The sequence below is a fragment of the Variovorax sp. P4_B11 genome, from assembly GCF_056402355.1.
The window spans coordinates 60,884-72,794 of sequence record NZ_JBFUHO010000013.1 but is presented as its reverse complement, the minus strand read 5'-3'; the positions used below and the strand labels follow the sequence as shown (position 1 = coordinate 72,794).

The window sequence follows — 11,911 nt, the reverse complement described above, 5'->3', positions numbered from 1 at the left end:
GTGCGGTGCTCATGCCTCACTCCTTCTGCAGGACGGAGATGACGATGGCGGCCACGTCCTTGCCGATGAAGCCGCCGCCGTTCTCGGCCATCGCCGTGCGTGCGCCGGCCACCTGGCGGGGGCCGCAGCGGCCGCGCAGCTGGTCCACCAGCTCGACGATCTGGCCCGCGCCCGAGGCGCCGATGGGATGGCCCTTGCGCAGCAGGCCGCCGGAGGGGTTGACCGGGACACGGCCGCCCAGCGCAGTGGCGCCGCTCTCGATCAGGGCCACGCCCTCGTCCTTCTTCGCGAGGCCCAAGTATTCGTAGTAGATGAGCTCGGCCGGCGCCGAGGCGTCGTGCAGCTCGACCACGTCGAGATCGGCCGGGCCGACGCTCGCGGCCTCGTAGGCCAGCCCCGCGGCGTATTCCGGAACGGTCTGCGCGCCTTCCTCGTAGTCGAAGCCGGTGGCCAGCACCGAGGAGAGCACCCGCACGCGGTCCTTCAGGCCCAGTTGCTTCGCCTTTTTCTCCGAGACCAGCACGAGGGCCGCAGCCCCGTCGCCGATCGGCGAACACATCAGCAAGGTCATCGGGTCGGAGATCATGGGCGCCGACAGCACGTCTTCGATGCTCACCTTGTCCTGGTACTGCGCCTTCGGATTCAGGCTGCCGTGCACCGAGTTCTTGGCCGACACCATCGCGAAGTGGCGCGCGGTCGCGCCGGTGCGCTGCATGTAGGAGCGCGCCATGCTCGCGTAGATGTCCATGAAGAGCGAGCGCCTGGAGCCGGCGCCGTCCAGGTCTGTCCGAGCCCCCGTCGCCCGCATGTTCCTTTCCAGATCGCCCAGCACCTGGTCGATCGCCTCGAGGTCCACCGCACCCTGGAAGACCGAGAAGGTCTTGCGCTTGTCCTCGTTGTAGAGCTTCTCGAAGCCGCAGACCAGGACCACGTCGTACAGGCCGAGCGTGATCATCTGCGCCGCCTGCTGGAAGGCCGTGGCGGACGTGGCGCACGCATTCTCGACATTGACCACCGGGATGCGCCCGATGCCCATGCCGCGCAGCACGGCCTCGCCCGGGATCAGCACCTGGCCGGTGGTGACGCCCGCGGCGCCGTTGCCCATGTAGGCGGCCTGCAGATCCGAGGCCTGGATGCCGGCGTCTTTCAGCGCCTCCTCGATGGCCTCGGCCGCCAGCGACTTGAGTCCGCGGTCGAGGAACTTGCCGAAGCGCGTCATGCCGACACCGGCGACGTATGCGTTCATTCGCATGGAAATCTCCTGCTGTGTGGATCGAGAGCGTGGTTCGCTGCGGCGGCGCCTTACAGGCGGCTCGGGTCGGCGAGAAAGCTGCCGCCCTTGATCGCCAGCATCTCGTTGCAGCCGTCCTCGATCAGTGCGGAGCGCGCATCGCGCAGCAACTTCTCGACCGGGTACTCGCGCGTCACGCCGTTGCCGCCGAAGAGCTGGATCGCGTCGGAAGCGACCTCGAAGGCGGCCTGGGTGCCGGTGATCTTTGCGGCGATCGAACCCTGCAGCGCGCCCACCGGCATGGTGTGGTTGTAGAACATCACGCGCCGCGACATGGCGCGCGCCGCCTCCACCTTGCGGAACATGTGGAAGAGCCGATAGCGCACGTTCTGGTGCTGGATGATCGGCACGCCGCCCTGCTTGCGGGTGTGGACATAGTCCAGCGCGTGCTCGTAGGCGGCGCGCGCCGCCCCGGTCCAGATCGAGCTCATGATCGAGTTGGCCTCGGTCAGGACGCCGTAGATGGCCTGGGCGTACTCGTTGCCGGGCCTGGCGAGCATGTGGTCGAGCGGGACGCGCACGCCGTCGAAGAAGATCTCGCCCTGCGGCAGCGGCCGCTGGCCCAGCTTGTCGAGCACCTTGCCGCGCGAGACCCCGGGGCGGTCCAGCGGCACCAGCACCACGCACTGCTTGTCGTCGCCCGAGCCGTCGTCCAGCGCGGCATACAGGCAGCAGAGCCGGGCGATCGGCCCGTTGGAGACCCAGGCCGACTTCTGCCCCTGGATCACGAGCTCGTCGCCCTCGACGCGAACGATGCAGTTCGGCTTGCCGTAGCTGGACCCGGGGTGGGCCACCTGGCGGCCGAAGTCGAGGATGTCGGAGCCGTGGTCGGGCTCGGTGATGCCCCAGCAGCCGACGCGGTCCTCGGGGTACTTTTCCAGCAGGTCCTGCCGGCCCATCATGTGCATCACGATCCAGGGCACCGTCGACGCGGCCAGCACGATGGCCAGGCCGCCGTCGCCCCAGCCCAGTTCCTCGAAGGCCGAGGACATGATGCGGCCGCGCTCCTCGGGCGGGAGGCTGAAGATAGCTTCCACCGTCAGGCCCAGGCCCTGGAACTCGCCCAGCAATCCCCACAGCGGCGACTCCGGCGCAATCACCTGGTTGGGATCGTGCAAGGCGTCGAGCTTGCGGCCGACCGGGCGCATCATCTTCTCGGCAAAGCGCCGCACGCCGGTCAGGATCGTGGTCTCGGTTTCGCCCTGCCTGGGTTCCAGGCCCATCGGTTCCAACTGGACCCGGATACCGTCGTATGCCATTTTTCGTCTCCTTGGGGTGAATGCGGTTGGCCGCGATGGAGCCAAGTCTGGTTTCCGGGCGCTGAAACGTCCCCTATCGAAAGTGAGGACTTGGATAGGTTCGAGCGCGGCCGGAGGCTCTCGCCACCATCGATCCCCACGGGTAGCATCAGGCGGAAGACAGGCACGGAGACAGGCCGCCGACATGACCCACAGGAAGCTCGAGGTGCCCATCCTCGAAGCCAAGCTCTACCCCGCCGTCGCCACGGCGAGTCCGCTGGCGCGTCCGCGCCTCGACGCATGCAGCGAGGTGCTGGACGGGCGCTGCCCGGTGGTGGTGGTGGCGGCCCCGGCCGGCTATGGCAAGTCGACGCTGATGGCGGGCTGGCACGCGCGGCTGGTCGAGCGATCGGTGCCCTGTGCCTGGCTTTCGATCGACAAGGACGACGGCGACAAGGTGCGCTTCATGCGCCACCTGGTCGCCGCGCTGCAGATGGCGGACGCGCGCATCGGCCAGACGGTCGCCGGGCACCTTTCGCGCGACTTCACGAGCGGCGCCAAGCCCCTGCTGGAAAGCCTCGCGGGCGACTTGGCACGGGTCCAGGGGCGGATCGTGCTCTTCCTGGACGATCTGCAGTTTGTCGTGGAGCAGCCCGAGGTGATGGAAATCGTGGACTGGCTGGTGAAATACGCGCCCCGGACCGTGCAGTTCGTCATCGGCACCCGTGAGGAACCCCGACTTCGCCTGGGCGCGCTGCGCGTGCGGCGCCAGCTGTTCGAGGTGGACATCCGGCAAATGCAGTTCGACATCGAGGAGGTGGCGCAGTTCTGCCGCAGCCGCCTCGGGCATGCGTTGCCGCCGGCCGAGCTGCAGCAATTGCTCGCCAAGACCGAGGGCTGGCCGGCCGCCCTCGAACTGGCCGCGCTGGCGTTGCACGACGCGGGCGACCCGGCCGATTTCATCGAGCAGTTCGCGGGCACCGACAGCAGCGTGGTCGACTACCTGGGCGAAGTGGTGCTGTCTTGTCTGGACGAGCGCACCCGCGCCTTCGTCTTCGCGATCTCGCAGTTCGACCGGGTCAACGTGCCGCTCGCGCAGGCGGCGAGCGGCGTCGACGACGCCGAGGCCTTGCTTCGCGAGCTGCGCGCGCGCCACCTGTTCCTGATCCCGCTGGACCGCGCCGGCGAATGGGTGCGCTTCCATCACCTGGTGGGCGAGTTCTTTCGCGAGCGCTTCCGGCGCAGTGCGCCGGCGCAGGCCCGGGAATGCCTTGCGCGCGGCGCGCGCTGGCTGCACGCCAACGGCCTGATCGAGGAGGCCGTCGGCTGTGCGATCCGGGCCCAGGACTGGGAGCAGGCGGCGCCCTGGGTCGCCGCCTGCGTGGAGGAGCTCGTGTTCCGCCATGGCTATCACCAGACCCTCCTGCGCTGGATGAACGCGCTGCCCGAAGCATGGGTCGACCGCTACCCGGTGATCCGTATCCAGTACGCCTTCGCGCTCTCCTTCTACCCGCGACATCAGGAATACGAGGCCCAGGTCCATCGCCTGGAGCGCCAATTGCAGGGGCTGGAAGCCCAGCCTGAGGCCGACGCCCGCCTGGTCGACGAACTACGCTGCGCGGTCGAACTGCAAGCCGCGATGTCGCTGGCCCTGCGCGACGAAGGAAAGCGCGGCGGCGAACTGGCTGCAGCCTGGCTGGCGCGCTGGCCGGACGCGCCGCTGCTGCAGAAGGGCGTGATGGGCAACGTCCGGGCCTTTGGCCACAAGACGGTCGGCGAGATCGACAAGGGACTGGACACGATCAGCGAGACGCGCCGATGGCTGGAGCAGGGCGAGGGCTACTACGCGCTCGCCTGGACCGCCTACGTGGAAGCCGTGCTGCTTCTCAAGCGTGGCAGCTACATCGAGGCCCGGCGCGCCTGCACCGGCGGGCTCGAACTGGTCGATCACAGGCTGCTCGGCCATCCTGCGCATGCCAGCTTGCTGCACACGCTGCTGGCCGGCATCGCCTACGAGTTCGATGAAATAGGCGCTGCCGTGGAGCACATGGATCGCGCCATGAGCAGCGTCGCCGAGTACGGGCCCGCCGACGCCGTGATCGTCGCCTACCTGACGCACGCGCGCCTGCAGCGCCTGCGCCATGACGAGGGCAGCGCCCTGGTCATCCTGCGCGAGGGCCAGGAACTGGGCGCGCGCCGCGGGCTCCGGCGCGTGACCTTGGCGCTCGCGGCCGAGGAATGCAGCGGCCTGGCCCGCGTCGGCCGCCACGACGAGGCACGGGTGGTCGCCGCTCGCTTCGGCTTCGGCGAATTGCCGCACGGGAACACCATCCCGGGCCTGGTCGCCGACAAGGCCTTCCGGGCCGCCTCGCGCTTCCTGCTGCAGCAGTCGCCCGGACAGGTCGCGCGGGCGCTCGACGAGGCGATCGCGTATTGCCAGGAGCGCGGGCTGGCGCACCGCTGGGTCGAGCTGCTGCTGCTGCGCGCGCTGGCGCGTCGCCAGGACGGTGAATGGGCCGGCGCATTGACGGACCTGCAGCAGGCCCTTTCCATCGGTGCGCCCCGGCACTACCTGCGCGTGTTCCTCGACGAGGCGGATGAACTGCGCCCGCTGGTCGAGCGGCTGGAGCCGGAGCGGCTGCGCGGCTCGGAGGCCGGGCCGCTGGCGCGCCAACTGCAGCAGTCGATGCGCAGGGACGAAGGGCAAGGGACAGTCGAATCTCCGGGCGCCATCGCCGCGGAAGAACTCACCCGGCGCGAAGTGGCCATCCTCAAGCGCCTGGAATCGGGCCTCAGCAACAAGGAGATCGCCGAGGCCATCTTCATCTCGGAGGGGACACTCAAGTGGCATCTTCACAACGTCTACGGCAAGCTCGGCGTCAAGAACCGCTCCGGTGCGCTGACCAAGGCACGGACGTTCGGTCTCCTCTGAGCTCACCTCTAACCTGACTCGTGCGCGGCTCACAGACTTGATGGCAAGGCCATGGACGACGCCGACGACCGGGCAGGGGCTGACGTCCAGCGAACAGCACACGATCGATCCCTCCAATGACGGAGCAAGCCATTGACCTTCTTGGACTGGCGGACATGGCAATGATTTCCCATGCTTGAGCCCGGGCCAAGTTTCAGGAGTCAGTCGTTTGCAGATCGGGGATGGCCAAAGGTCGCTCGTTCGTCTGACAGAGGCAAGCGCGCCTCGTCTTGCTGATGCAGTGCCTCACGCAGGCGTCGATCATGGCGCCATGGATGCGCAGTCAAAGGAACCCATCGCACAGGAACTCGAATAGAGAGCTGTCATGGGAAAGACCCCGGTGAGTATCGGCCTCGGACACCTGCTGCTGGTTTCGCTGCTTTGCGCGAGTCAAATGGCGATGGCTCAAAGCAGCGTCGAGCGGCCGGGCTTCAAGGCCTTTCGCTTCGATGAGGACTGGACCGCCCTGCGCGATCCGTCCATGCGCACGAGCTTCCTGGACCCTGTCAAGTGGATAGCGCTGAACGAAGAGGGGTCCTGGTACATGACCCTCGGCGGAGAACTGCGCGAACGCTACGAGTACTCGCGAGAGCCCGTCTTCGGCCTCGCTCCGCCGCCGCGCAACGACTACTTCCTGAATCGGGCCTTCCTGTTCGCCGACGTCCACTTCGGCCCCAACTTTCGGACATTCGTGGAGTTCGTCAGCGGCTATGCGCCCGGATGGAGCGGCTCGCCACCCCCCACGCAGAAGGACACGCTCGACATCCTGCAGGGGTTCGGCGAGGTGCGGCTACCTGTGAGCGAAGGAGAGCTCTCGGTGCGGGCCGGCCGCCAGGAGATGAGCTTCGGCTCGTCGCGACTCGTCTCCGTCAGGGAGAGTCCGAACGTCAGGCGTTCCTTTGACGGCGTCCGCGCCACATGGATCGAATCGAAGGATCTGCGGGTCGACGCCTTCGCGGCACAGCCGGTCGCGCCTCAGACCTGGAGTTTCGACGATCGAGGCGACCCGACGCAGGATCTCTGGGGCGTCTATGCCACCACCGATGTGCCCGCCGTCGCGGGCCTGAAGGCCGACCTCTATTACCTGGGATTCAATCATCAGGATGCCCGCTTTGCACAAGGTGTCGCGAACGAGCACCGACAAACCGTCGGCACGCGCCTGTTCGGAAGTCGCGCCAACTTCGACTGGAACGTCGAAGGAGTCTTCCAGTTCGGGACCTTCGGCAGCTCCAACATCCGTGCGTGGGCTCTCTCGTCCGATACCGGCTATACCTTCTCCGACCGGACCTGGAAGCCACGCCTGGGTCTGAAGGCCGACGCGTTCAGTGGCGACAAGAACCTGCATGACGCAACTCTCGGCACCTTCAATTCGCTGTTTCCGAAGCTTCCCTATTTCTCGGAGGCCAATCTCGTGGCCCCGTCGAATCTCCTCGATCTTCAGCCGAACCTGACCCTGGCGTTGGCGCCGACCGTGGAGGTCAACCTTGGCTGGAATCCGCTCTGGAAGCAAACGAAGGCCGATGCGTTCTACGCGCCGCCCTTGTCCCCAGTGAAGGGTACAGCGGGAACGGAAAGTCGCTATATCGGCCAGCAGGTGATCGCTTCGATCGAGTGGTCGGCGACGCCGCGCCTCACCGTCGCCGCAACCTACGTCCATTTCGAGCCTGGCAGCGTAACCCGGCAAGCAGGCGGTCGTTCAGGCGAGTTCTTTGCGACGTGGCTGCAGTACAGATTTTGATCGGTGCCGCGCTTGCGATGGCGCTGCTGAACCTGGAGAAGCTGTCATGACTTCACACGCATGGCCTGTTCTGGTCGTCTACAGCGCGGTGCTGTTGCTGCTGCTGCTGGCCCTCCCGATGGGCCGATACATCGCACGTGTGATGGAGAGGCGGCTGAAGTTCGGCCGCCGCACCGAGGTCCAGGCTGCCACGTTGCGCGGCATGAAGGAGGACACCGTGGCCAAGAAGCTCACCGAGCCCAGGCACGGCGCGCGCTGGTTCGCTGCACTGGGCAGCGAACTGCGCAAGGGCGACGTGGTGCTGGTCACCGCCGACGACGTGATCCCCGCCGACGGCGAGGTCATCGAGGGTGTGGCCAGCGTCGACGAAAGTGCCATCACCGGCGTATCGGCGCCCGTCATCCGCGAGAGCGGTGGCGATTTCTCCGCGGTCACCGGCGGCACCCGCGTGCTGTCGAACTGGATCGTCGTCAGAATCACGGTCAACCCCGGCGAGACCTGAGTGGTCACCGGCGTTGCCTACCCGATGGTCACGACGGGCGCTGCACAGTTCGCTTTTCCCGATCAAGCTGCAGGCAGCCTGCGTGCGCCATTCCCCACGTCCCCCGGTCGGGTGATGGCGCACACATCCCCCGTTTCAAAGAATGCGATCCAGGTCGGCGCACATCCGGCCTGCATGCCGGTTGCGCGTTCGTGCCGCGAACGGTCTGAGTTGATGTTTCGTCGGCACGCGCCTGAAGACGCTGAAGGTCGCCGAGCCGCCGAAGCGCAGCGCGGGCGTGAAGTCATTGCCGAACACGACAACGCATCGATCAAGCCAGCAACGCGAAACGCGGTGGCAGCAGCGCAGAAGATTGGCGGCGACGTGCATGTGCTTGTCGCGGGCCACAACGCGCAAGAAGGATTCCAAGGTGATCGTCGCGATCAACAAGGACCCGGAGGCGCCGATCTTCGGCGTTGCCGACTACGGCCTGGGGGGCGGCCTGTTCACGGTCGTGCCGGCACTGGTCGCCGAACTGGGGTGAGGGCAGCTCGTTACCGGCGCTGGACAGGCAGCTCGGCATACGCGACGCCGGTCAGGTTGCCCAGCGCGAACTGCAAGGTCTTGCGGTTCGACCCGTCGAGGTTGGCGCTGTACAGCGACCCTCCGAAATCAGTGATGAACATCCGGCCGCCCTTGGGGTCCAGCGCGAGGCCGATGCCCTCCATCAGGTGATCGAACACGATCTCGGGCGCGGCGCGCTTGCCTGCCGGCGAATCGAGCGGCGCACGGTTGACCGTGTTGCCGTTGGGCGGGTCGCCACGGTCGGTCCAATACAAGATGCGCGTGTCCGGGTCGATGTCCAGATCGATCGGCTCGGGCAAGGCCTCGTACAGTACTTCGATGTCTTGCCGGGTCGCCGCCGTCTGCCCGTGTGGCATGTCGACATGGGCACGCAAGATGCGTCCTTGCCCCGCGTTGTCATCGCCTTTCTGGGTCCAATAGAACGCTCCCCGTTCCACGTCGACGGCAATGCCCACGCACCACTTGGTGGGATCAGGCCCCGGTCGTGGATCGCCTCCGCTCGTGTCGACCAGTGTCTCGATGCTTGAGCCGTCGAGGTTCGCTCGCATCACGCGCATGCCTTCGCGGTCGCACCAATAGAGCTTTCCGGACTTCTTTTCGATCTGGATCTGCTTGGGCGTGAACGTGCCGCCAGGTGCAACGATGGTGGTCAGGTTCCTGCCGTCGTGGTCGGAACGCAAAATTGTGCCGTCGTTCGCCTTGGGATTTCCCATGTTGGTCCAGTAGAGATGGCCCGCCTCGACGTCCACGGCCAGGCCGTCCGGCAGCCTTCTGCCTTCCTCGACGATCGTCGTGAGATTGGAGCCATCGGGATTTGCAGTCAAAACCCGTCCGCCCCCGAGGTCGAGGAGAAAGAGTCGGCCGATCGTGATCGGTTTGGTCAGCGACATGGCTTTGGTTTCCTTTCAAATGATCGCAAGCAACGGGAGCAACTTTGCTGACGGACCAGAGATGCTCATATCCCCCGTGTGGGGGCCCCGCCTCTGAGCGCTCAACGCAACACCGCAGGCTGCTCAACGTTGAGCCGGGGCGCACGCTGCCTGTGACCAGGGTCCGGTTCACGTCCGCTGCGCCTCCCGCTGCCTCAGGTCGTGCCAGGCCACGAGGACGAAGCCGCCGATCAGCCCGATGTGCTCGAAGAAGGCATTTGCGGCCATGAAGCGCTCCGGTGGCGCCATCTCCCAGAAGCGGTTGGCGACGAAGGTGGCGAACAGGGTGAAGCCGCCGAGCATCAGTGCACCCGCCCAGCGGTAGATTCCGGTCAGGATGAGCAGCGATGCGCCGATCTCGACCCCGATGGTGAGCACGGCCAGCGGCGCGGCGGGCGCGACGCCGAAATGCTGCAGCTCCGCGACCGCGCCTGCGAAATCGAAGGCCTTGTTCAAGCCGCCCTGCAGGTAGGCCGCGCACAGCGCGAGCAAGGCCAGCCACCGGACCGTCACGCTGCCCAGCATGCGCATCCCAGTGCTCCCCAGAAGGACTTCAGATCGGCCGCGGGAATCGAGCGGCTTGCGGCAGCGAGGTGGTCGTGTTCGTGCACCGCGCAGGCACTGCTGCACGCGCATGCGGCCATCGCCTTGCGGCGCAGCGCAGCCTGCATGGGCGCACCTTCCTTCTCGCCCCAGGCGCCGTAGCCACCGAAGCGGCGCACCGGCGACCAGTCGGGCATCGGCGGCGGCGACACGCCTTCGTCCCAGGCGCTGAACTCACCGGCGCTGTAGACCACATTGCCGCCCACCACGGTGAGCAGCGCCGTGGTGTCGGCGATCTCGCTCTCCGCGCAGGCGAAGAAGTCTCGGTCCGGCACCGTGAGGTCCGCGAGCAGACCCTCCTTGATCACGCCCTTTTGCCCGACCTCGTTGGAGAACCAGGCGACCCTCTCGGTCCACATGCGCAGCGCCGTGTCGCGATCGAGGCAGTTGCGCTGCGGCGTCACCTGCAGGCCGCCCACGGTCTTGCCGGTGACGAGCCACGCCAGTGACACCCACGGGTTGTACGATGCCACGCGCGTGGCATCGGTGCCCGCCGACACGTTGACGCCCTTGGCGATCATGCGCGCCACCGGTGGCATGGCCTGGGCCGCGGCGGCGCCGTAGCGCTCGACGAAGTACTCGCCCTGGTAGGCCATGCGGTGCTGCACCGCCACGCCGCCGCCGAGCGCGGCGATGCGATCGATGGACTTCTCCGAGATGGTCTCGGCATGGTCGAAGAACCAGTTCAGGCCCGCCAGAGGAATGTCGCGGTTCACCTTCTCGAACACATCCAGCGCGCGGGTGATGGTCTCGTCGTAGGTGGCGTGCAAGCGCCAGGGCCAGCGGTTCTGCGCCAGGATGCGCACCACTTCCTCCAGCTCGCCCTCCATCTCGGGCCTCATGTCGGGTCGCGGCTGGCGGAAGTCCTCGAAGTCGGCGGCCGAGAACACCAGCATCTCGCCCGCGCCGTTGTGGCGAAAGTAGTCGTCGCCCTGCTGGTATTTCGAGCTCGCCGTCCACTTGAGGAAGTCGTCCTTCTCCTGCTTCGGCTTCTGCGTGAAGAGGTTGTAGGCGATGCGCACGGTGAGTTGACCGGCGTCGGCGAGCTGCTGAACGACGGCGTAGTCTTCCGGGTAGTTCTGGAACCCGCCGCCGGCGTCGATGGCGCTCGTGATGCCGAGGCGGTTCAGCTCGCGCATGTAGTGGCGCGTCGAGTTGAGCTGCCACTCCAGCGGCAGCTTGGGGCCTTTGGCTAGCGTCGCATAGAGGATTGCGGCATTGGGCTTGGCCAGCAGCAAGCCGGTCGGGTTGCCGCTGGCGTCGCGCACGATCTCGCCGCCCGGGGGCTCGGGCGTGTCCCTGGTGTAGCCCACGGCGCGCAGCGCGGCCGCATTGAGCAGGGCCCGGTCGTAGAGGTGGAGGATGAACACCGGCGTGTCGGGCGCCACCGCGTTGAGTTCCTCGATGGTAGGCAGGCGCCGCTCGTCGAACTGGTGCTCGGTGAAGCCGCCCACCACGCGCACCCACTGGGGCGGCGGTGTCACGGCCACCTGTCGCTTGAGCATGCCCATGGCATCGGCGAGGCTGCGCACGCCGTCCCAGCGCAGCTCCATATTGAAGTTCAGCCCGCCACGGATGATATGGGTGTGGTTGTCGCAAAGGCCGGGCAATGCGCGGCGGCCGTGGAGATTGATGACTGTCGTGCCCGGACCGGCGAGGGGAACGACGTCCGAGTCGTCGCCCACGCGCATGAAGAGACCGTCCTTGACGGCGACCGCATTGGCCACCGGGTTCATGCGGTCCAGCGTCGTGAAGACGCCGTTGTGGAGGATGAGGTCGGGAACGGCAGGCTCAGCCACGATGAGGTTCTCCAGCGGACTTGCATTTGGGCAGTTGACCGAACATGTGCGGCTTGACCTGATCGTCCATCCACGAGCTCGTCTTCTGGATCTTCAGCGTCTGCTTGACGAGCGGCGGGATCTGTTCGCCCAACAGGATGCCGAGCAAGCCGACCAGGGCGATGACTGGCGGCGCCGGCGAGCGAACGTTGAACAGCGCATAGATCACGCCGACGAGCAATCCGACGGCGAGAGAGACGATGTAGGGCTTCATGGGGGGTTCCTGCTTCTCAAGCC

At 66.7% G+C, this 11,911-nt stretch carries 8 protein-coding genes and 4 pseudogenes; 6 read left to right on the top strand and 6 right to left on the bottom strand.

Translation table 11 applies throughout. The features are described 5' to 3' along the window. Window positions 1-16 precede the first annotated feature (16 nt). Together AC1DYD_RS14415 and AC1DYD_RS14410 are read right to left on the bottom strand one after the other, a co-directional pair. Window positions 17-1,252 carry a thiolase family protein gene (locus AC1DYD_RS14415; protein ID WP_478173425.1) on the bottom strand — a complete coding sequence of 412 codons (1,236 nt, stop codon included), beginning with the start codon at window positions 1,250-1,252 and terminating at the stop codon, window positions 17-19. Window positions 1,253-1,302: 50 nt separating this feature from the next. After that, complete coding sequence (locus AC1DYD_RS14410; protein ID WP_478173424.1) at window positions 1,303-2,550, bottom strand: acyl-CoA dehydrogenase family protein; 1,248 nt, start codon at window positions 2,548-2,550, stop codon at window positions 1,303-1,305. A 184-nt stretch (window positions 2,551-2,734) separates the two neighbouring features. Here AC1DYD_RS14410 and AC1DYD_RS14405 point away from each other — a divergent pair, with 184 nt between their 5' ends. The 6 genes and pseudogenes from AC1DYD_RS14405 to AC1DYD_RS14380 all read left to right on the top strand — a co-directional run. Next, the gene (locus AC1DYD_RS14405; RefSeq protein WP_478173423.1) at window positions 2,735-5,461 is read left to right on the top strand and encodes a winged helix-turn-helix domain-containing protein; all 2,727 of its coding nucleotides are present in this window, start codon (window positions 2,735-2,737) and stop codon (window positions 5,459-5,461) included. Between the two features lie 364 nt (window positions 5,462-5,825). Further along, window positions 5,826-7,238, top strand: a complete 1,413-nt coding sequence (locus AC1DYD_RS14400) for an alginate export family protein (protein ID WP_478173422.1) — start codon at window positions 5,826-5,828, stop codon at window positions 7,236-7,238. A gap of 169 nt (window positions 7,239-7,407) precedes the next feature. Then, window positions 7,408-7,737: pseudogene (locus AC1DYD_RS14395) on the top strand (P-type ATPase actuator domain-containing protein); the annotation flags it as partial. A 3-nt stretch (window positions 7,738-7,740) separates the two neighbouring features. Further along, window positions 7,741-7,809, top strand: a pseudogene (locus AC1DYD_RS14390) (potassium-transporting ATPase subunit C); the annotation flags it as partial. 216 nt (window positions 7,810-8,025) lie between these two features. Next, window positions 8,026-8,136: pseudogene (locus AC1DYD_RS14385) on the top strand (electron transfer flavoprotein subunit alpha/FixB family protein); the annotation flags it as partial. 1 nt (window position 8,137) lies between these two features. Further along, window positions 8,138-8,263: pseudogene (locus tag AC1DYD_RS14380) on the top strand (electron transfer flavoprotein subunit alpha/FixB family protein); the annotation flags it as partial. Between the two features lie 10 nt (window positions 8,264-8,273). Here the strand turns inward: AC1DYD_RS14380 and AC1DYD_RS14375 are convergent. The 4 genes from AC1DYD_RS14375 to AC1DYD_RS14360 all read right to left on the bottom strand — a co-directional run bounded on the left by AC1DYD_RS14375 (window position 8,274) and on the right by AC1DYD_RS14360 (window position 11,888). Beyond that, entirely contained in the window at window positions 8,274-9,194 is a 921-nt protein-coding gene (locus AC1DYD_RS14375; RefSeq protein WP_478173421.1) for an SMP-30/gluconolactonase/LRE family protein, read from the bottom strand. Between the two features lie 168 nt (window positions 9,195-9,362). Then, window positions 9,363-9,764, bottom strand: a complete 402-nt coding sequence (locus tag AC1DYD_RS14370) for a DoxX family protein (protein WP_478173420.1) — start codon at window positions 9,762-9,764, stop codon at window positions 9,363-9,365. After that, window positions 9,743-11,635 (bottom strand): amidohydrolase, encoded by a 1,893-nt coding sequence (locus tag AC1DYD_RS14365; RefSeq protein ID WP_478173419.1) that lies wholly within the window; start codon window positions 11,633-11,635, stop codon window positions 9,743-9,745. The genes AC1DYD_RS14370 and AC1DYD_RS14365 overlap by 22 nt, the downstream gene beginning before the upstream one ends. Next, window positions 11,628-11,888 carry a DUF1427 family protein gene (locus AC1DYD_RS14360; protein ID WP_478173418.1) on the bottom strand — a complete coding sequence of 87 codons (261 nt, stop codon included), beginning with the start codon at window positions 11,886-11,888 and terminating at the stop codon, window positions 11,628-11,630. Before AC1DYD_RS14360 ends, AC1DYD_RS14365 begins: the two co-directional genes overlap by 8 nt. Window positions 11,889-11,911: the final 23 nt, after the last annotated feature.